At 45.3% G+C, this 21,280-nt stretch carries 12 protein-coding genes; 5 read left to right on the top strand and 7 right to left on the bottom strand.

The window, feature by feature from the left end:
- Positions 1-70 precede the first annotated feature (70 nt).
- From AC23N5_RS26650 to lgt, 3 genes are read left to right on the top strand one after another with little or no spacing between them, the layout of a single operon-like run.
- Positions 71-586: an RNA polymerase sigma factor gene (locus AC23N5_RS26650; RefSeq protein WP_487757877.1), complete on the top strand. Its 516-nt coding sequence runs from the start codon at positions 71-73 to the stop codon at positions 584-586.
- A complete protein-coding gene (locus AC23N5_RS26645; RefSeq protein ID WP_122929350.1) occupies positions 573-770 on the top strand; it encodes a hypothetical protein in 198 nt (65 codons plus the stop codon). Before AC23N5_RS26650 ends, AC23N5_RS26645 begins: the two co-directional genes overlap by 14 nt.
- Before the next feature lie 19 nt (positions 771-789).
- Positions 790-1,635 (top strand): prolipoprotein diacylglyceryl transferase, encoded by an 846-nt coding sequence (lgt, locus tag AC23N5_RS26640; RefSeq protein ID WP_487757876.1) that lies wholly within the window; start codon positions 790-792, stop codon positions 1,633-1,635.
- A 334-nt stretch (positions 1,636-1,969) separates the two neighbouring features.
- Here lgt and AC23N5_RS26635 read toward each other — a convergent pair whose 3' ends face one another.
- Positions 1,970-8,155 carry an ExeM/NucH family extracellular endonuclease gene (locus AC23N5_RS26635; RefSeq protein ID WP_487757875.1) on the bottom strand — a complete coding sequence of 2,062 codons (6,186 nt, stop codon included), beginning with the start codon at positions 8,153-8,155 and terminating at the stop codon, positions 1,970-1,972.
- A gap of 646 nt (positions 8,156-8,801) precedes the next feature.
- Between AC23N5_RS26635 and AC23N5_RS26630 the strand changes: the two genes are divergently transcribed.
- Positions 8,802-9,878 carry a glycine zipper family protein gene (locus AC23N5_RS26630; RefSeq protein ID WP_487757874.1) on the top strand — a complete coding sequence of 359 codons (1,077 nt, stop codon included), beginning with the start codon at positions 8,802-8,804 and terminating at the stop codon, positions 9,876-9,878.
- Positions 9,879-9,943: 65 nt separating this feature from the next.
- Here the strand turns inward: AC23N5_RS26630 and AC23N5_RS26625 are convergent, their stop codons facing one another.
- The 6 genes from AC23N5_RS26625 to AC23N5_RS26600 form a co-directional block, all read right to left on the bottom strand.
- Complete coding sequence (locus tag AC23N5_RS26625; RefSeq protein WP_487757873.1) at positions 9,944-10,294, bottom strand: DUF2200 domain-containing protein; 351 nt, start codon at positions 10,292-10,294, stop codon at positions 9,944-9,946.
- Between the two features lie 3 nt (positions 10,295-10,297).
- On the bottom strand, positions 10,298-12,199 hold the full coding sequence (locus AC23N5_RS26620) for a S9 family peptidase (protein WP_487757872.1): 1,902 nt from the start codon (positions 12,197-12,199) through the stop codon (positions 10,298-10,300).
- Between the two features lie 195 nt (positions 12,200-12,394).
- On the bottom strand, positions 12,395-14,722 hold the full coding sequence (locus AC23N5_RS26615) for a glycoside hydrolase family 65 protein (protein WP_487757871.1): 2,328 nt from the start codon (positions 14,720-14,722) through the stop codon (positions 12,395-12,397).
- A 121-nt stretch (positions 14,723-14,843) separates the two neighbouring features.
- Positions 14,844-16,268, bottom strand: a complete 1,425-nt coding sequence (locus tag AC23N5_RS26610; RefSeq protein ID WP_487757870.1) for a TolC family protein — start codon at positions 16,266-16,268, stop codon at positions 14,844-14,846.
- A gap of 218 nt (positions 16,269-16,486) precedes the next feature.
- The gene (locus AC23N5_RS26605; protein ID WP_183971527.1) at positions 16,487-17,848 is read right to left on the bottom strand and encodes an HlyD family secretion protein; all 1,362 of its coding nucleotides are present in this window, start codon (positions 17,846-17,848) and stop codon (positions 16,487-16,489) included.
- A gap of 4 nt (positions 17,849-17,852) precedes the next feature.
- Positions 17,853-20,048 carry a peptidase domain-containing ABC transporter gene (locus AC23N5_RS26600; protein ID WP_183971528.1) on the bottom strand — a complete coding sequence of 732 codons (2,196 nt, stop codon included), beginning with the start codon at positions 20,046-20,048 and terminating at the stop codon, positions 17,853-17,855.
- Between the two features lie 202 nt (positions 20,049-20,250).
- On the opposite strand from AC23N5_RS26600, the gene AC23N5_RS26595 reads away from it, so the two are divergent.
- Positions 20,251-20,922 (top strand): hypothetical protein, encoded by a 672-nt coding sequence (locus tag AC23N5_RS26595; protein WP_487757869.1) that lies wholly within the window; start codon positions 20,251-20,253, stop codon positions 20,920-20,922.
- The last annotated feature ends 358 nt before the right edge of the window (positions 20,923-21,280 follow it).

Genomic DNA, 21,280 nt, shown 5'->3' with positions numbered 1-21,280 from the left:
TTTGATAAAGTGTGACTTTTATAGCCCTTCCTGCAACTAATACTTCAAAACACATTAAGCCTTTATTGTTGTGGCAAAAGTTTCGTTGCAGGAAGAATTTTTACGGCTAATAACTACCCAGCAAAAGCTAATTCATAGCCTTTGCAGCCTTTATTTTTCCCAAAGCGAAGACCGAAAAGACATGTTTCAGGAAATCGTTCTTCAGCTTTGGAAGTCATTTCCTTCGTTTAAACACCAGTCGAAAGAATCTACTTGGATTTACCGAATTGCGCTCAATACCATCTTTACGAAGCTGAGAAAGGATAAGTCGCGCCCCAAAAATGAACCTTATTCGGACGATGTGTATCAGGTTTCGGAGGCAACAAGTTCACTCGAACTAACGCAGGCTACCCAAGAACTTTACGGGGCGATTGAGCAACTTTCCGATTTGGATAAGGCCATCATTACGCTTTATTTGGAAGAACACAGCTACGACGAAATCGCAATTATTTTGACCTTGAGTCGCACCAATGTCAGTACCAGAATCAATCGAATTAAAGCAAAACTCGAACGAATTTTAAAAACCAATGGCCATGAATTTAGATGAATTAAAACCACTGTGGGAGTCTTACAAAACGCAGGTAAACGACCAGTCGGAGTGGAGTGCTGCGGAGCTTTCGCGACTCATCCAACCCCGTCCTGCACCAGTGCTTTGGTACCAAAGAGTCCAACGGCCTTTGCTCCACTTTTGCGTAAGTTGTTTTCTGATGGGCATTACTTCTGGTTGTTAAACTCATAACCCTTTTTCACATGTTGGCATATATCATTTGGGATATTCATCCCGACCTCCTCACTATTGACTTTTTGGGAAAGGCTTTGCCGATTCATTGGTACAGTTTGTTGTTTGCCTTTAGCTTTTTGGTAGGAAAATCGCTAATTACCTTCATTTTTCAAGCCGAAAAAGTGGATACTGCCAAAGCTGATTCGTTATTGGTTTATGTGGCAGTTGCTACCGTCATCGGTGCTCGTTTGGGGCATTATTTATTCTACGAATGGGAGCTTCTTTTTTCCCAACCCAAGGAATGGTTGTTGTCGTTGGTGAGCCTGCCTTTCTTCGGCTTGGCCAGCCACGGGGCTATTATCTCCATTGTTTTGGCCTTGATTCTTTACAGTCGGAAGGCAGGTAACCCTTCATTTTTATGGTTGGCCGATCGGGTCGTCATTGCGGTGGCGTTGGGTGGAGCTTTGATTCGAACTGGAAATTTGTTCAATTCCGAAATTTATGGCAAACCTACCGACGTGCCTTGGGGATTTGTTTTTGTCCACGAAACTGACTTTCGTTTATTGCCTCTAGTTCCCCGTCATCCTACCCAACTCTACGAAGCCTTTTTCTGCCTATTTTTATTCGCATTGACTTTTTATTTATGGAAACAAAAAAGGCAAGTGCTGCCAGAAGGAACCATTTTAGGGTTGTTTTTGATGTTGCTTTTTGGCTTTCGTTTTATGGTCGAATTTCTTAAAAATTCGCAGGAAAATTTTGAAAATGAGATGGTTATAAATATGGGTCAATGGCTCAGTTTACCTGCTATTTTGATGGGTTTCCTTGTTCTGGTCTATGCCCAAAAGCGACGAGTCACTGCTGTGTCGGATGAGTAGTAAAGCAAAAGTTCTAGAGTAATTGAAAATAGCCTCGGTAGAGGCGCAACATTTGTAGTATTAAGTAGTTAAGCATAAATTTTAGTGTATTAGTAGTTTATATTGCTTCGGAGAAGCATAACTTGTTGATTTGTTATGCTTCTCCGAAGCAATAATTAAAAAATCGCCCCTGCTACTACAAATGTTGCGCCTCTACCGAGGCTATTTTGAATTACTTTAAAATTTTTGATTAAATACATAAAACCGATTTTGGCCCAAATTGTAGTTTGAGTCAAGGCAACAAAAAAGCCCCGACTGCAAGGTCGGGGCTTTTTTGTTGATACACAATTCTGTTTTACGGTAGCTTCACTACTTTAAGCGTAGTGTGCTTGTCCGAAGTAGAAACTTTCAAAAGATAGACCCCAGTTTCGAGTCCTTTTGTATCGAATTCTTCGAGGTGCGCATTGGTGTCAGCCATAAACGAACGGCCTGTAACCTGGCGCCCAGAAATATCCGTTAAGATTGTTTTCACTTCTTGTCCCTTGCTATTTTGTACGTTTAAGCGAAGGACATTAGTGATTGGGTTGGGCATTACTTCAGCGAAAGCTCCTTTTGTCATCCCGTAGGGATCTAAGTTCGCTGCTGCTTGCTTGGCTGCTCCAATACCTACACCATCTTTCGATTGGATACGGAACCAATATTCTTGGTAAGCAAGCACGTTGCCTTGGGCCTTACGCGTAGCGGGGTAAATACTTCCCCAGCCTTTCATATCCCAATAGCGAATACCTAACTTATACAACCCTTTTGGTAAACCTGCGTCATACACGTTTTGACCGCTTCCATTGTCTTGGTAGAATCCATAGGCAGGATGGTTTTGGGCATAAAGTTCGGTCCAGCCTTCGCGGTTGGCGTACATAAAATAAGGGGCGTTGTTTTCGTGGGTGTTAAACGAACGAACCACGCCCATTTCGGGGGTTGCTAACATATCAAACGTCAATGAGCCATCAGTTCCCAAACCACAAGCTTCCACATTGATGGTCCAGTAGCGGGGCGCGATTTTGTTGGCATTCTCCACAAAATACAAAGTCGGGTTTTGCTGCGTACTCTGTTCTAATTCTGGACCGCCGTCTCGGGTGATAAACTGGCTCGTCCATGCCGAACGGTCGTTGGTTTTAACGGCCGATTTTGACTCACCAATGTTAATGAGTGTCACCACAAAAGCATTCCAGTACACGTCGATTCGTGCGCTTTCGGCACTTTGGCATCCTCCTTCAAAGATACATTTCGCCCAGTAGGTTTGTTTGGTTACATTATTAAAAGAAACCTCAAAGCTTGGCGTATTTACGCCTGTGTTCCAAGACGTAGTGCTTCCCGCTGGGCAGTTGGCAGATATAGTTACGGACGTTCCCATACACACAATCTGCTGAGAGGCAGTCACTACAGGGGCAATCTGAGTAGGCGACACTGTAAAGGTGACTACGTTACTTTTCTCGCTTACACAGCCGTTTTCGGTTTGACAACGGGCATAATAAGAAGTAGTTTCGGTAGGAACGGTGGTAGGTAAGTTGGGCAATGCGATGTTTGTAGTGGCATTGTACCAAATGGTTTTTAAGCTACCACAAGTTGACTGACCACTGAAGCTTGCCGAAGAATTGCAACTTCCTGTAGCAGATAAGGATGCTGTAGGAGCGGCTGGGATGGTCACTAATTTTAAGCGCATTACGCCAGATTCGCTTTCGACGCAAGAACCAGTTCCACCAGCTTGGCGGCAACGGACGCGGTAGTTGTGAAACTGATTGTCGAGTAATGCTTGTGGGATTCCTGTGCTATATTCGCTACCATCTACCGAATAAAGAATGATTTCTCCAGCACCACACGTAGCGTTAATCGTCAACGTATTGGCTGACGAACTACAGACTTCTTTCGTCTCACCTGCGGCTACAGTTACACCATCGACTAGCAGAGATACATTTTGTGGAACAGCAGCGCGGTAATTGATGGTCAAGGTGTATGTTCCTGTCACGGTTGTTGTACAAGTCACGTCTGAGCACGCCGCTTGGTAGCGGTAGGCTTGGTTGTTGGAAGGTTGAGATGTAGGAGCTGTTGTTGACCAATCGCTCCATGCTCCGCTGCCCGCCTGAACGCGCCAAAACGGTGCACCCGAAACGCAAGATGTCGAAACTGAAAACTGCAAACTGTTAACTGGATTACTGTCAGCGTCACAAAGTTCGAGCGTTTTACCTTCTTCCAATGGAATGCCTACGTAAGAGATAGCCACGGAAGGTTTGGTATTTACTTTAATCGTGCCAGCGCGATTGGCCACGGCGCAGCTATTACCCGTAGTCACGATGCTGTAATTTGAGCTACCGCTGTTGGTAGGTGTTCCACTAATGGTAAGTACGTTTCCACTGAGCAAGCTTGTAATGCCGTCGGGTAAACCAGTTACCGTAGTGTTTGTCGCTCCACCACCTAACTTGTAGGTAATGGGTACCATAGGGGTATTGATACAAACAGTTTGATTTTCTGTAGCCGTGGCTGAAGTAAGCGTCAACGTATGCGCTGGAGAAATTGTCATAGAGCCAGTTGCACTAACTGTTATGCAATTGTTTCCCGTTGTCACGATAGTGTAGTTAAAACTACCACTTTGCGTAGGTGTTCCAGTAATTGTTAGGACTTTGCCAACAACGTTTGCAGTCACTCCGTTTGGTAAACCATTTACGGTTGCTCCTGTTGCTCCACCATCAAATCCGTAGGTAATGTCCGTAATTGGCGTATTTACACAGACAGTTTGAGCGGTAGTTGTAGGAACGGAGGTAAGGTTAATAACGTGATTAGGGTTAACAACGATGGTGCCCGAGCCACTGGCTGTAGTACAACTATTTCCTGAAGTCAAAATGGAGTAGTTAAAAGAGCCACTAACAGATGGTGTACCATTAATGGTTAATACGCCTGCTGTAACAGCGCCAGTGACTCCTGTTGGAAGGCCAGAAACGGTGGCATTGGTTGCTCCTCCACCAACTGAGTACGTAATGGCTGTGATGCCATTATCAATACAAAGTGTTTGATTAGAAGTAGCTGTGGCTGAAGTAAGCGTCAACGTATGAACTGGATTGACAGTAATAGTTCCAGTGGCAGTAACTGCTGGCGAACAACCGCCTGAAGTTGTTACGGTATAATTGAACGGACTACCCACGGCAGTGGTTGGACTGCCACTGATGGTGAAGACACCTGCATTAAAACTTCCCGTTACGCCGTCAGGGAGACCTGAAACAGTCGCACCCGTTCCACCGCCACCGATGGCGTAGGTAATAGATGTGATGGCAGTTGTGGCACAAACTGTTTGCACATTGCTACCTACTGCCGACGAAAGCATAATCGTTGGGTCGGCACAAAGGTTTAATCCAATCAGAATTGGGTCGTGGTCCGATGAGCGGAAAACATCATTGCTGTACAAACTTGACTGCTGTCCAGTTGTTTTATTTTCAGTGTTGTAGTCCAAAGATGTAGGTTCGTCGGCATTGATGTGCCATTTTTCGGCACCTGTTACTTGGCTTGTAATTGAAGCATTACCTACAGCATGATCAAGCGAACCAAATTCCCCTCCAAACAAATAAGAATAAGATGTTGGACTTAACAAGTTGGTGTATCCACCCGTAGCAAGAGCTGTCATTGGGTCTTCTTTGGCATAGGCATTAAAATCACCAATGAGTAAATAATCGGGGTCGTTGGTGCTTGTTGGTTTTGTCGCTAACCAAGCTAGTAAAGCTTCAACTTGACGTACACGTGTGCCATTGGAAGCTCCCTGTCCATCGTTAATATCGACGTTTCCCGAGCCAGTTGAGCTTGAACCTTTTGATTTGAGGTGGTTAACAACCAATGTAAAAACAGCCCCATTTGATTTTTGACGGATGGTTTGAGCCAAAGAACTACGTCCTACTATGGCAAAATCGCCAGTTAATGGAATTGCTGCTGAAGGACTTACTAATTCTACTGCCGCAGGTTTGTAAATCATTCCAACCGTAATTTGGTCGGTTGAAATATCGCCAGAGCGAACAAAGTCGTACGTATCACTGGCTGTAGCAGCATTGAGTCCGTTGACAAGGTCTTGGATGGCACTAGCTGCTCCTGCGCCATCATCTTCTAATTCCATCAAACCTACTACATCGGCACCGCCTGTCACAATACCGTTGATGATTTTAGCCCGTTGACGGTTGAATTCATTGAGGTTATCAGCACCGCGAGAGGTAGGAAAACCACCCCCAGCACCGTTACCATTGAAATAGTTAAGGATATTGGCACTTCCTACTTTGAGTGTTGCAGCGCCTAATGATGGCGGCGTGGCAGGGCGAGTATTGGTAGCAATAAAGTTGGGACTAGTGAGGGTTTGGATACGATATCCTTCAAAACGGTGGTCGAGGACACCCGCAAGTTCTTCGACTTCGTCGCCCGTACGAAGGGTATTAGAAGCACTCAATGGATTACCGCCTCTCCCAAAAATAATGGGGTCGGGATAAGAGCCGCTGCGGCCGTCGTCTAAAATGATAATACGTTTGGCGTTTTCAGCTTCGTGTGTGGCGTAGCCTGCCGTACTTGGCGCGTTGAACTGCGTATATTGGTCAAGACGGGCATCGGTGCCAGGTTGGTTGTTGCCTCCGCCCGATGAAAGCGTCAACTGACCGTATTGACCAAGTGTATAATTGTCCGTAACGGCTAGGTTTCCTGATGCCGCTTTTACTATTACCCGCATCCCTTCGTATCGTTCCCAATCAGAAGCATTAGCGATGGGTAACTGTACATTTTGGGGCGTGGGAAGTGGGTTGCCCGAGCTTACAATAGAAATAATGGGGTTGGTTAATTGGGTCAAACTACTTGAAGCACCTGAGGCATATTCTGCTACAGTACCTGATACACAAACTAGGTCACCTACATTTACATCAACGATAGCGGCTCCACTTCCTTCAAAAACAAAGATACCTTCAGCGGTGGCAGGATTTCCATCTTGGTCTGCATCTTCTTCTTGCACGTAGAAACCACCTAAGCGAGTAACCCCTCCTGTGTTTTGAAAATCACCCACAACTATCCCACGAATAACTTGCGTACCCGAAAATGAAGTGGTAGCTCCTGTTCCCTGAATGGTAGAAATTAAGGTTGGCGTGGCGCAGTTAACGTCATCGTTGGTGATGGTTCCAAGACCTTGGGCATCACTTACATTGGCTCCTGTAACATTGGTGATGTTGACAAAGAATGTCTCGTTCGACTCGGGGTCTGTATCTCCGTTAATAGTGACTGAGAATGTTTTAGTCGTTTCGCCTTGGGCAATGGTTTGTGCTGTTAGCGCATTGCTGACATAGTCATTATTAGCAACAGTCGCTGTATTATCGGCGGTTGCAATGTCAAAAGTAACTCCACCTGCGGGTGCTGGGGAAGAAAGCGTCACCGTAAATGTCATGGTAGTCGTTCCAACATTCCCTTCAGTAACTGTTACGTCATTGATAGAGAGGTTAGGAACCACTACTGCCGCATCGTCATATGGGGCAAAGGCTATTCCTCTGAATGCAGTATTATTAGTAGCAGTAACGAGTGTTGTTACTGTTCCTGATAGGGTACCGTTGTAGCCTGAATTATCAACAAAACTCACCAAAGTAGAGTTACCAGTAGCATACAATGTAACGCTACCTGCATTGACCGTTGCTACTATGCCTCGATACGTTCCTGAAATAGAACCGTTGGCAGTCCAAGTGCCACTTACGAGTGAAAATTTCTTTAACCCTCCTCCATCATCAGCAATATAGAGTACGTCAACCCCTGCAACTGATGCGTCAAGATCAGCAAAGAAAAAACCATATGGGGTAATTGTCGTAGGAATGCCTGGAAGACCAGTCATAGTTTGTCCACTCGTAGTTGGAGTCCCTGTTCCTACTGTTGCAATTTTGATGTTAGCCGCTCCTGAAGCATGAGATACATAAAGTTGATTATTAATAATATCAACATTACGTATGTTTGTAACGGTGTTACTTAATTGCGTTGAGGTAGTAGCTCCTAAGGTAGTATAGCGTACTCCTGCATTAGAGGCTGAAGAAGCTGTACCAGCTACCCAAAAATCTGTACCGTTAGTTGTTACAACCGAACGAATATTACTTCCACTAAACCCATCTGTTAGCCCAGTAGAAGCATCAATCGTACCATCATATTTTATTCTTGCAATTGTTCGATTAATAGTACTTGAAGTTGAAGTAGTAATATTTGCTGTTCCGACTTCAGCATCATAACCTGCCACTGTTAAATATTTAAAATCAACAGAACGAGCTAAAGCACCTTCAGAAGTAGCTGTACCTGATAACACAAGGCGTTTATTTATCCCATTAACAGTGGTAGGTAAAGAAATGGACTGAACGGCCGTTCCTGCAGTAGTGTATTCTCTTAAAAATGCGACTGTTCCAGTACTACCTAGTGATGCTGCCCCGTCTCCCACTTGCACAACTACAATATTCCCTTTTGTAAATGACGCTTGAGAAAATGCGGTTACTTGAGCAGTAAACATACAGAGGAGGAGAAAGCTTAGTTTCGCCAAAAAGGTTTTTGAATACCTTCGCCTAAAAAAATGATGTAGAATTTGAGCCATGGAAATTAGTTTGATTTGTGTTGATATTGTAATTTGGATTAAAAGTATTGTTGATTTTCTTACCATAACAAGCCACGAAATTACCCACTACTACATTACCAAAATGTTATATTTGGGATAGCGACCTGTCTAAGTAACATCCCAAATATACAACAGGTTACGCGTAATTTTCAGATATATACGTAGCATATTTGTAAAAAAGTGCCCAAAAGGAAGTATTAATTTGTTCCTTTTATTTACTGTTCTTTGAAAAAATCAACCATTTGTAGAAATATGAATATTGGCAAAAGGTGTGCTTTTTGCTGTAAGGCGATTTTTACTGCTGTATGTATGTTTAATTAGAAGAAAATATATTCCGTTTATTGTTGTAATATTTTGATTATCAGTAGAAATACGTAAGTAGTTTTTCGTAATTAGTGGGAATAAAAACGGGCTATTAAGTAAAAAAACGCATTTTTTATTTCCCGTATTTCCACTCTAAAAACTTAGGAGGTTATCAGCGACCTTTGCAGAGAGAATTCTCAACGTTTATTTCCTTTCACCTTTAACTCTTTTGTCAACGAGTATGGAAACAATTCGATTAGGAAATGCTGCAACCTTGGATGATCAGGTATTTAACTCATTGGTTAAAAAAGTGACCGACATCCTCAAACTAGAAATTTTGCAAGAGCTTCAGGTGCGCTCTCAGCCAACTGTATTTAAAATGAAAAAAGGGGCTAGTAAAGCGGGGACGGCAGTTGCAAACCGCATCGCTAAAATGCCCGCAAATCGTAAAGCGGCTTTTGAAACGCGCGTAAAAACAACCAACCTAATGGCACCTGAGCTGCACAGCTTTGCTGTTTTAAAGGGAGTTGATTTGCGGGCTACGAAAATTGCCTCAGCGCAGTTAAACCTCAAAAGCGAGTTTGCCTTTGTCAATACGACTTTCAATGAGGCGTATTATCAGAAGTTTACGGAAAAGTACCTTGGAGTGCAGTTATTGGGCAATGTGGGTGGAGCAGTGGTCAACAAATCACTGCGGTTTAATGTTCATTCGGTTAAATGTGTGGACGAGACAAATCCTGAATGGCCTGGAAGTGATGAAATTGCCATGGGTGGTGTTGCCCTCGACGACGCCAAAAAAGAATCTATCATCAGTGAAATTTTTGTGGGCGGAGATTTTGACGATGGCGACGTAAAATCGTACAATCCTGCCAAAACCATTAAGCAATTTGCCCTTACTTCAGCAGGGAAATTTCCCAAAAGCTTTGCGGTGTTTTTAGCACTTTCAGAAAAAGACGGCGGTGGTTTTGCGAGTTTTATCAAAGACCTTTACGATGCTATCAAAGACAAACTCCAATTGGTTTTTACGGCCGTAGGTGGTGCTATTGGGACGGCAGTGGGCGCTGCGATTGGTGGCACTGTTGGTGGGCCCATTGGCATCGTAGTTGGGGCAGCGGTAGGGTTTATTTTGGGCGCCTTGGTGGAGTGGATTGTTGGACTTATCCAAGATGATACTTTTGCGCCTCAAGTGGCGATTGCCGAGTTTGGAAGCATCAATGCTACTTTTAACGGTAGCGCTAACTCGCCCATTCAAACGTTGAACTACATCGACCACGGAGGCCACTATCAACTGCGCTATAGTTGGCAAATCGCGAGCTAAGTGAACAGTCAGAGGCTTAATGCCATTTGTGTCCCGACAGTAGAGTATGTCGGGACACTTTTTTTCTATTTCCGTAGAATTTTCTCCATCGTTTTACCCTTCGCCAGTTCATCTACGAGTTTGTCCAAATAACGGATTTGTTGCATCAAAGGATCTTCAATGTCCTCGATGCGGTATCCGCAAATGACCCCCGTAATTTTGTTAGCATTGGGGTTTATCAGAGGGGCTTGCGCAAAAAACGTTTCAAAATCGGTGCGTTCATCTATCACTTTTTGGAGAGCAGTTTCGTCGTAGCCCGTTAGCCACAAAATCACTTGGTGCAACTCTTCTTTGCTACGTCCTTTTTTCTCAACTTTCTGAACATAATGCGGATAAACGCCCGCAAAAGCCATTTTATAAACTCGGGTATTGTTCATTTTTTATAAAGTTTCCTTCAACCATCGATAAAATTCATTTTGCCAAACTTGGGCATTTTGGGCGCGGAGTACCCAGTGATTTTCTTCGGGCAGCACCACCAATCGACTTTTGATACCCCTCAACTGCGCTGCTTGAAATGCTTGCAAGCCTTGTTCGAGGGGAACTCGGTAGTCTTTTTCACCGTGAAAAATCAAGATAGGCGTGTTCCATTTAGCGACAAAATTGCTGGGTGAAAATTGGCTATAAGATTTTTGAGCTGCCGCATTTTTGGTGTCCCAGTACGGACCACCGTAGTCAAAATTAGGAAACCAAAGCTCTTCGGTAGAGCCGTACATGCTGCGAAAATCAAAAATGCCATCGTGGGCAATGAAGGTTTTGAAGCGATTATTGTGCATACCTGCGAGCATAAATGCGGAGTAGCCTCCGTAACTCGCCCCCACGCAGCCCAACCGATTTTTATCGACAAAAGGCTCTTTACTCACGTTGTCAATCGCTGCCAAATAATCTTGCATCACAATACCGCCGTGGTCTTTGCTGATTTGTTCGTTCCATTTCGTACCGTGGCCAGGCATACCGCGTCGGTTGGGAGCTACGACGATGTACCCGTTGGACGCCATGAGTTGAAAACTCCAACGGAACGAATAAAACTGCGTCAGGGCGCTTTGTGGGCCACCTTGGCAGTAAAGTAAGGCAGGATATTTTTTGTTTTTGTCAAAGTTAGGCGGATAAATCACCCATACCAACATGCTTTTCCCGTCCACGGTTTTGACAAATCTGCGTTCGGTTTTGCACATTCCGAGGTTTGCGTATGCTTCGTCGTTGACGTGCGTGAGTTGGGCCATGGTGCCGCTAGCAATATCCACGGTATATAATTCGCTGGCGTGGTTCATGTCCGCGCGGCTTACGACCAAGGTTTTACCGCTTTGACCAATGATTCCATTTACGTCAAAATCCCCCTTGGTGATTTGCGTAATGATGGGCATCATTTTGGTCAAGCCAGGATAGGTCACCTGAAACAACTGCGACGTGCCGTTGGTAGCGGCGGTAAAGAACAAGCTACGCCCATCTTCGCTCCACTTAAAACCGTCCACGTGTAGGTCGTCGCGCTGGGCGGTAAGGTTCATTTTGGTCGTGCCGTTACTTACAATAATGTCTTGTTTATCAGATTCGTATCCGTCGCGTTTCATTTGTAGCCACGCGAGTTGCCCTTGTTGGTTAAAGGCGGGCTGAAGGTCGTACCCTTTGTTGTCTTCGGTGAGGTTGGTTGTTGTGCCCGTGGCTAAATCGTACGCATATAAATCGGTATTGGTGCTGATAGCGTAGGCCGTTCCAAATTTTTTCTTGGTCACATATACGATCTTTTTCCCATCGTGGCTCCACACAAAATCTTCATCACCGCCGTCGGGTTTGAGCGGGCAATCGTGGGGCTCGCCTTCCATGAGGTCTTTGGCGGCTCCGCCTCCCGTGGGCGTGAGCATCACGTGCCCAAACTTCCCATCTTCCCATTCGTCCCAATGGCGGTAATTGAGTTGGTCATAAATCAGGACGTTACTTTTTGAAAGCTGAGGGTAAGCATCTTTGCCCGTCACTTTCATTACTTTTACTTCTTCACTGCTGATTTTGAACTTTCCATCGGGCGAAATTTTAGGATTAACGAGCAGGTCGTCCACGTTGGTAATGAGTGAGGGATTTCCGCCGCCGATGGGGATAACGTACGTTTTGCTACTACTTTTGTTTTCGTCGATATTGGGCGTACTGACGCTATAAACGACTGATTTACCGTCTTTAGAAATGCCTTTACCACTTACCCGCCCCAACTTCCAGAGTTGTTCGGGCGTTAATAGCGTTTGGGCTTGGGCCGTTAAGCCCATGAAAAGTAGCCCAAGGAAGCCTAGATTTTTCATGCTGATTTTCAGGATAGTGTTTAACAACCAAAGATAGAGAGGGAAAACATAAAGCCCAAAAAAGCTGTAGTGGTGTAAAAGGGCTTCTGTCATTTTCTATCATCTACCAAAAGCTTCGGAGAGGTAAAATATTTGTAACATAAAAAAGCGGAGTCGTCAAACTCCGCTTTTTGGTAAGTACTATTTTTGATTTTATTACCCTTTCACAACCTCCGTTGCTTGTGCCGCTACGGTAATTTCTGTTCCATTAATGGCCAAACTTAACGCTTGTGACGAAAGGTTTTCTACTTCCACTTCGCCTGGGCGAACGGCGACGCGAACCACTTGCCCACGGAAACCAATTCTAAAGGAATAACCTTTCCATTGCTCAGGCAAAAAGGGCGTAAAGGCCAATTTCCCGTCTTTGATACGCATTCCCCCAAAACCCTTGACCACCGACATCCACGTACCCGCCATACTGGTGATGTGTAGGCCGTCTTCGGTGTCGTTGTTGTAATCGTCGAGGTCGAGGCGTGAGGTACGAAGGTACATTTCGTACGCTTTTTCGTTGTAACCCAATTTCGCCGCTTGAATCACGTGTACGCAAGGCGACAACGACGACTCGTGTACGGTCATGGGTTCGTAGAAATCAAAATTGCGACGGATGGTTTCGGTATCAAACTCTTCTTCAAAGAAATAAAGCCCTTGCAATACGTCAGCTTGTTTGATAAAGCAGCTCCGTAAAATGCGGTCCCACGACCATTTTTGGTTGATAGGACGGTGTTCTTTGATGTCTTCGACGGTCAAAAGTTCTTTGTCCAAAAATCCATCTTGCTGCAAAAACACTTGCCGCTCGGCATCGTAAGGATAGTACATATTGTCCACAATATGCTGCCATTTGGCTAATTCCTCCTCACTCAATGTACCCAACACCGCAGGCTGCACCCCACTGTCTGCTGCCTGCAAACTGCTGACCGCTGACAACGTATAACGCAAACACCAAGCCGCTAGGTAGTTGGTGTACCAGTTGTTGTTGACGTTATTTTCGTATTCGTTAGGGCCAGTTACGCCCAGCATCACGTATTTTTTCTTGTCTGCCGACCAGTTGACGCGTTGTGCCCAAAAACGAGCAATTCCGACTAATACATCTAGGCCATACTCGGCTAAATAAGATTCATCGCCCGTGTGGCGGATGTAATCGTGGATAGCGTAGGCAATCGCGCCGTTGCGGTGGATTTCCTCAAACGTAATTTCCCATTCGTTGTGGCACTCTTCGCCCGTCATGGTCACCATCGGATACAACGCGGCACCGTTGTTGAAGCCCAGCATTGCGGCGTTTTCAATGGCCTTTTGTAGATGCTTGTGGCGGTAAACCAAGAGGTTACGCGCCACTTTTTGGTCGGCCGTAGCGAGGTAAAACGGCAAGCAGTACGCCTCCGTATCCCAGTAGGTACTACCTCCGTATTTTTCACCCGTAAAGCCTTTCGGGCCAATATTAAGGCGAGCGTCTTCGCCCGTGTAGGTTTGTTCAAGTTGGAAAATATTGAAACGAATCCCTTGCTGCGCCGCATCAGTGCGACTGTCCGAATCGCCTTCGATGATGATGTCGTTTTGTGCCCAACGTTCGGCCCATGCTTGGGCGTGTTCGGCTTTCATTTGCTCAAAACCTTTGGCCGAAATGCGCGCGATATAGGCTTTGGCATTGGGGAGAAGATCTTCAAGTGCGTGGTTCAACGAAGCCAAGTTAACGGCATATTTGTACAACGTAATCTCTTCGTTGGCTTTGGCTTTTAGCTCAATTTTGCACGCAACATATTTCGCAGACTTAACGGGTTTGCTTTGAAAATCAACACTTTCTCCGTTTACGAGAATGTCAATTTTCATTCCTGTACATACGTTGAACAACTCCGTTTTGAACGGGGTGTCTTTCGTACGCATCTCAAGATAAGCTTCCCCGAAGGCCGTTTCTTTATGGATTTCGTCCCAAAATTTCTCGCCGTAATTGGAGTCTTTGTTGCTAATATCGCCATCGAGCGAGGGCGTCAGGGTGATGGTGCCGTCAAAATTGAGCGGCGTCACCGAATAGCGAATCGCTCCCGCTTCGTCATCAACGATGCTGCAAAAACGTTGGGCGTGAACACGTACCTGTTTGCCGCTCGCGAGGGTAGCCACAAAAGTACGCTCCAAAATACCCTCTTTCATGTTGAGCACGCGCGAGTAATCCGAAACGGTGCAGGTTGCCAAATCGAGCGTTTCTCCCTCGATGTCAACGTTGATGCCAATCCAATTACAAGCATTGAGTACTTTGGCAAAATAGCGCGGATAGCCGTTTTTCCACCAACCTACGCGGGTTTTATCGGGATAAAAAACGCCCGCTACGTAGTTTCCGAGTAGTGTTTTGCCCGAAAATTGTTCTTCAAAGTTACCTCGCTGGCCCATGCGGCCGTTGCCAAGGCTGGTAAGACTTTCGGTGATTTCGTTGTATTCAGGATAAAATCCTTCCTCAATAATGCACCAAGGGTCGTGTTTTATGTAATTTTTCATCGTTAGAAGAGCCCCACCCACTAGGGAAAGTGTTTAATCAGACCCCAAAATTAGGCATTTCGAGCGAGGGTTTTTATAACGATTTTTTCAATAATTAATGGCTAGTTAACTTTTTGGACGTTTACCATTCACTCAAACCCGCTGAAAACAACAGGGTTGCCTTCGCTTTTTCGTACTTCGATTTCATGGATTCGAGCTTTACTTTCAGTTCATTGAGTTTCGACTCGCGCATATTTAGCTGAAGCAATTGGGTTTCTCCAATGGCAAACCGCTGCTCGTCAGCACGTAGCACTTGTGCTTGGCGTTCAATAGCAATTTGCTGGTTTTGAATCTGTTTTTCGAGGTTCAGCACTTCGTTGTACGATGCCTGCACGTCGTTGTTGATTTCGCGACGTACTTGCTGGAGTTCGAGGTTGTTTTGAGCTTGTTTGATGCGGATGGTTTCGAGCTTACCGCGCTCTTTGCGAAATAACAACGGCATCGAAAAATCAACGTTCAGCTTGTAAAAAGCAGGAAACGGCCCTGTATTGGGTATTTCGAGCCCCGTGATAAAGCGGTGGGTATAGTTGAGCGACGATAGCCCAATGTCGAATTTGGGTTTGAGCATTTCGCGACCTAAACGCTCGTCAATGCGTAATTGCTGGGTCTTAATGTCCAACTTTTGAATTTCGGGATGTTTTTGTCGGGAAATGTCCAATAGTTGTGTAAGCGTATTGCTATCAATGCGTTGGGCAGGACTAAGCTGAGGAACGGCATTGCTGGGTAACTCACGCGGGCCATTGTTGTCGTCCCACAAATAATTGGAAAGAATGAGTCGGGCATTTTGAAAATCTACCAAGGCTTGGTCGAGCATAATTCGTCGGTCGAGGAGCGTAACTTGGGCATCGGCGGTATCCACCGCGGGTAAGTCGCCTTGCGCTACGCGTTTTTTGACCAAATCGTACCGTTGTACGGCCAAGTCGTGAAATTCTTGGACGAGGGCGTAGTTTCGGTACGCAAAGTACCAAGTCCAGTATTCTTTGGCGGCCGAAAGTATCAATTTATTGACCAACTTAACGCGTTCTACTTCGGCCATATTTTGAAACAAACGGGCGTTTTGGAGGGTTGCACGGCGTTCGTCGATAACAAATCGCTGCAAGACGGGAACGGTGAAGCCTACGTAACTGAGCCCATCGAGTGGGGTACGAATATCGGTTCCCAGTACGTCGCCTACATTTCGTTCAAAACCCGCTTTTACATCAATTCCCCCCCAATAAAGTGGTACTTTGAGTTGGTTGTCCCAAAAGTTAAAATAAGCTTTGTTGTCAAAATATTTACGGTCGAAGCTGGCTTCGAGTTTTGGGTCAAAGCCTCCTTTTGCCATCAGCAACTCAGCTTTGGCTTGGTCGGAAAGGTTACTGGCTTGCCGCAATACGGGGTGGTTTTTGGTCACCAACTCATAAAAATCGCGGTAAGAAAACACCTTGCCTGTGTCGGTCTGTGCCCATGTAGGTAAAAAACCCACGCAGCAAAGTAGGACGACAAATAACTGTATGACGAATTTCATCGATGTACACTTTTTATTTTTTTTCATTCCGACTAAGGAAAAGGTTGTCCGTGTGGGAATTTAGCTTGCAGTTTCGTCGGGTTGTGAGCAACCCGACGCACACTTTTGTTGATTTATGAGCAACCCAACGCACGCATTTGTTGATTTATGAGCAACCCGACGCACGTAAATTTGCCCTTTGCGAACTTGCCTCTTGCGAACTTGCCCTTTGCCCCTTTTTATTTTTTCTCCTTCTCTTCCGCAGGCAAAATATCGCTGAGGTAGTCAGGCGGGAAACCGTTGAGTTGGCGCCATACTTCCCACCAAATCGGGACGTCTTTGAGCATCACAAAACCGTTCACTCCCGAACCAATCCGTAGTTGGTCGGGCCATTTGTCGTTTTCGTTACCTTCGTGGTCCGACTTGATAAGGAGGCGGTATTCGCCGTTTTTACTGTTGACGCGGTCAACAATGGCGACTGTTCCACCAAAAGTTCCGACCGAAGTACCAGGCCAGCCCGAAAACTGCAACGCAGGCCATCCGTCAAATTCCAGTCGTACGTGGCGTCCAGGTTTGATGAGCGACAAATCCATGGCTTTTATGTACAATTCTACGGCCAAATCGGGTTTGTCGGGTTGCAGCGTAACAATGGATTCGCCCTCTTTAATGGTTTCTCCAATACCCGCTTTGAGGGTTTTGATAATGTAGCCATCTTGCGGGGCGTGAACAACGTACTGTTCACGACGAATACGGATATTTTCGTATTTGTTTTTGAGTTTAGACAACTCAGATTCTCCGTCGGCGAGGCTTGACAAAGCTGAACTACGGTCAGAAAATGACTTAGCAATATCTTTTTGGTAATCAACTTGAACCGAACTAAGTTCGATGCGTGCGTTGATGAGCTCATTGCGCGAAATGGCCAATTTCTGGCTTTGGGACGTTACTTTTGCTTGGTCTTCTTGAAACTTCACCCGACGACTCTCCAAGTCCACCAGCGAAATCGTTCCATCTTTGTACATGGCTTCGCCGCGTTCGAGTCGCTCTTTGGTAATGTCAAAACCACGATTTATGGCGATAAAATCGGCACTGTCACTTTTTACTTTTAGGCGGGCTTGAAGCAATTTGTTGCGTGTTTTTTCAAGGCTCAATTGTAGCCCTTGACGTAGGGACGAAATTTGAGAGTCAGTGGCTTGAATTTTGGCATTGTAAGCATTGATGGCGGCTTGTTTGGCCTCAATTTGCTCCTGCGTTCTGACGAGTACTTGAGGGTCAAAATAATCGTCTTTGATTTCGGAAATCGTTAAAAGCGTATCTCCTTTTTTGACATAATCACCTTCCCGAACGTACCAATGCTGGATTTGTCCTGCTACGGCGTTTTGGATGTTTTGTGGGCGGTCTTTGGGGGTAAGTGCCGTGACGTAGCCCTTTCCGTTGATGTTTTGTTGCCACGGCAAAAACATCACTAGAATTAAAACAATGACAATACCCAAAATCCAGCGATACACAATCCGTGCTGTTTTGGGGGAATGGAGGGTATGAAGTGAATTGACTTCGTTTTCGATGGCAGGTACATTGACCCGCTGTTTTGATATATTGAGCATGGTCTTAGTTTTCGAGCGTTGCAACGTGCTTTAATACAGTTTTGTAGGGGCCTTCGGCAATAATTTGGCCTTCTTCCAAGACCACAACACGATCACAGGCTCCCATGAATGCAGGGTCGTTGGAAAGCACCACAAGCGTCCAATCATGAGCAGGGTCAGTCAAGAACTCAATGATTCGGATGCGTTCGCTGCGTTCGATTTGTCGAAGAGCATCGGTATATAAGAGCAATTTAGGCTGAGTGAGCAAACAACGAGCAAGGGCTATTTTGGTGACAAAACTCAACGAAAAATGACGCCCTCCCGAAATAATGGAGGTGGCAAGGCCATCGGGCAATTGAGCAATTTCTTCCGTAAGGTGTAATTTTTCTAAGGCATCTTTGACGCGTTCCAACGTAATTCCTGCCCGCCCCATGGTCAAATTTTCGAGGATAGTACCGTCAAAAATTTCTTGGTTGGGAAAGTTCATGCTCAGGTAATTGCGGAGGGTAGTGATGTCTAAGTCACGCATAGAAACGCCATTGTAGATAAGACTGCCTTCATACTCAGTAAGTATGCCAGAAAGCAATTTTAGAAGGGTATGTTTTCCCGAACCGTTTTGTCCTGTCAAGCAAACCCGCTCACCAGGCTGAATATCCATCGAAATATCTTTGATGGCGGGATGAGACGCATCCGGATAAGCATAACTTAAATGGCGTGTTTTAAGCTCAAGTCCTTTGGGAAACTGAGTGGCCGAAAAGCGAAAACCACCTTCTTTTTCTAACGTTAAATCCGAAACGTACCCCAATTTATCGACGGCAGTAAGAAGGTCAAAAACCACATCAATACTTAGAAGTAATTTTTCAACGGCTCCCGTCAACAACACAATCACGATTTCGGAAGCCACAAATTGCCCCAACGAAATTTGGCGGTTGACAAGCAGGTAGGTACCCAAAATCAACAAACCACCAATGACAACGACCTTAAATGCCAACGAATAGTAATAAAACCCTTGTAAGATTTTAAAGTGTTTGTTGCGATACGTGAGGTAATTGGTCACGAGCCCGTCCATGCGCTGAATGGGGAGGTGGGTTGAGCCTGCGGTTTTAAACGAAAATAACGTGCTGGCCATTCCTTCGAGCCATGCCACAACGCGGTATTTGTATTTTGATTCTTTGATGCTAGTTTCCAGTCCTTTACGACCATTGATGCGAATGATGGCCAAGAAAATAAGGATGACAAATAAGCTAAAAGCAATAAAGAAGGGGTGATAAAATGAAAGTAAAAGTAAACCAAAAATGATTTGTAATAAAGCAGCACTAAGCTCAATCAAAAACTTGGGAAGCGATTTTTGGATGGTCAACACGTCAAAAAAGCGGTTCATAAGCTCCGTAGGATTGTCCTGACGTAGGGCTTCGTATTTCAAACGCGGCACACGATAAGTGAACTCAAAGGCAGCTTTGGCAAAAATCCGCATTTGGAGGGTTTCTACCAGCGACACTTGAATGATTTGCATGATACCGCTTCCAATAAGACCCAAAACGACCAAGCCCATCAGCACATAAACCGAGCTAAACACCGAACCACTCGAAACCAAACTAAAGATGGCTTGCACGCCCAAGGGCAACACAAGGCTGATGAGCCCCACTACAACGGCATAAAAATAAATGTAACCAATGTCCTTGCGTTCGTTACGCAACAGACGTATCAACCGCTGAACGGGACTGAGAATTTCGTTCTCGGTTTGACTTAGCGTGCTGTCGTCGCTGACCAAAGGCTGCATCGGAAAAGCCGTGATGTACAGTACTTGGCCATTTTTGGAAGTGTCGGACTGGTTTTCAAACACCAGCGGAGATAATACCTCTGCTGTTGTATGACGGGGGCGATTTTCGATGATGGGGCTCCAGAGAATGGGAGTTCCTTGGTCATCTTTACCCACAATCACGGGTGTTAGACCCAAATTATGTTTTTCAAAATAAAGAACGGGATGGGTCGCGGATTCAATAAATGGAACAAACTGATTCTTTGGTAAACAATTGACGACCAATGTGAGGTTGTTGTGCCGTGCGCTTCGGTGAAGGTCTTCAATAAACCGATGGATGTCGGTTCCTGAATACGAAGACGTTTGCTCGACTTGATCGTAAGTCGTTCGGTGGGTTACAACGGGTTGCCCAGTCGAAATGGCAAGTTGTTCTACAATTTGCCTTATATACTGCGAATTCATGCGGTTTCTTGGATGGGTTGATAGTTGAAAAAGCAATAGACCGTTATATTTGTTCCAATATTAATTAATTCTAACTCAATTCTAATATAGGTCTATTTTGGCAAACAAAGACGAAAATAGGACAATGAGGCATGTACATTTTGCTTTTCGTATGACCATTTTGTTAAGAAGTTGTTCTTTACTAAACTGGACTTTGATAGGCATGGTTTTGACTTTTGGGATAAATTCTTGTACCTCTCCCTGCGACGATTGCGAAACCACTGTGAAAGGTAGTGATTTTTTTCCACTGGAAGTAGGGCGATTTGTGGAATATGACGTAAACGAAGAAGAAGTAGCCCTTGGACGTCCTGCGGTGGTTCGGGCGTTTCAATGGAAAGAAAAGTTGGCAGAAAGTTATCTTGACCCTGCGGGAGAGAAAGTGTATCGCATTGCTCGTTTTCGCCGAACACTGGAAGGTCAACCGTGGACGCCAGATTCTACGTTTACAGTACGGTTAAAAATTGATTACGCAGTCCGCAACGAAAGTGGGCGTGACTACGTAAAAATGGTATTTCCTCCCTCCGAAAAACGTTCGTGGAATGGGAACAGTTACAACAATTTGGGGGAAGATGAGTATGTACTAAAAGACGTAAACAAAGCGTTGAAAATAGCAGGAACTGCCTTTGACCGAACAGCAACGGTGGTTCAGCAAAACGACTCGACGCTGGTGAATCAAGATAAACGGATAGAAACATACGCAGCGGGCGTAGGGCTGGTTTATCGGGAACGTATTAATGTGCAATTTTGCTCATCCACACCTTCTTGCATCGGCAAGGCACAAATAGACTTTGGAACACGGCAGTTTGTACGTTTCAAGCGCACAGGTATGGAGTAGGGTTGCTGATGTGGGGAGGGTTACAAACGTGGTGAGGGTTGCTCACAACCCGACGAGAGAGTGTCGAAAGTAGAATGCAGACGGGGTCGCCCGAGCGATGTCGAATCGTGGGGAGAGTTACAAACGTGGGGAGGGTTGCTCACAACCCGACGAGAGAGTGTCGAAGGTAGAATGCAGACGGGGTCGCCCGAGCGATGTCGAATTGTGGGGAGGGTTACAAACGTGGTGAGGGTTGCTCACAACCCGACGAGAGAATGTCGAAGGTAGAATGCAGACGGGGTCGCCCTTTAGGTTTGTACTATGGTAAAATTTCAAGATTGAGTATTTTTAACAAACAGTACCAGAGTGGGCTTCCCTA

Source organism: Runella sp. R5_40, from assembly GCF_057652295.1.
Note: the sequence above shows the minus strand (reverse complement) of the source record. Positions and strands in the feature narration are given on the sequence as shown.

Coding starts and splice junctions, on each gene's coding strand:
- AC23N5_RS26630 (WP_487757874.1), top strand. CDS start 8,802: ATGGAAACAATTCGATTAGGAAATGCTGCAACCTTGGATGATCAGGTA.
- AC23N5_RS26635 (WP_487757875.1), bottom strand. CDS start 8,155: ATGTTTACTGCTCAAGTAACCGCATTTTCTCAAGCGTCATTTACAAAA.
- AC23N5_RS26625 (WP_487757873.1), bottom strand. CDS start 10,294: ATGAACAATACCCGAGTTTATAAAATGGCTTTTGCGGGCGTTTATCCG.
- AC23N5_RS26610 (WP_487757870.1), bottom strand. CDS start 16,268: ATGAAATTCGTCATACAGTTATTTGTCGTCCTACTTTGCTGCGTGGGT.
- AC23N5_RS26605 (WP_183971527.1), bottom strand. CDS start 17,848: ATGCTCAATATATCAAAACAGCGGGTCAATGTACCTGCCATCGAAAAC.
- AC23N5_RS26615 (WP_487757871.1), bottom strand. CDS start 14,722: ATGAAAAATTACATAAAACACGACCCTTGGTGCATTATTGAGGAAGGA.
- AC23N5_RS26620 (WP_487757872.1), bottom strand. CDS start 12,199: ATGAAAAATCTAGGCTTCCTTGGGCTACTTTTCATGGGCTTAACGGCC.
- AC23N5_RS26645 (WP_122929350.1), top strand. CDS start 573: ATGAATTTAGATGAATTAAAACCACTGTGGGAGTCTTACAAAACGCAG.
- AC23N5_RS26600 (WP_183971528.1), bottom strand. CDS start 20,048: ATGAATTCGCAGTATATAAGGCAAATTGTAGAACAACTTGCCATTTCG.
- lgt (WP_487757876.1), top strand. CDS start 790: ATGTTGGCATATATCATTTGGGATATTCATCCCGACCTCCTCACTATT.
- AC23N5_RS26595 (WP_487757869.1), top strand. CDS start 20,251: ATGGTTTTGACTTTTGGGATAAATTCTTGTACCTCTCCCTGCGACGAT.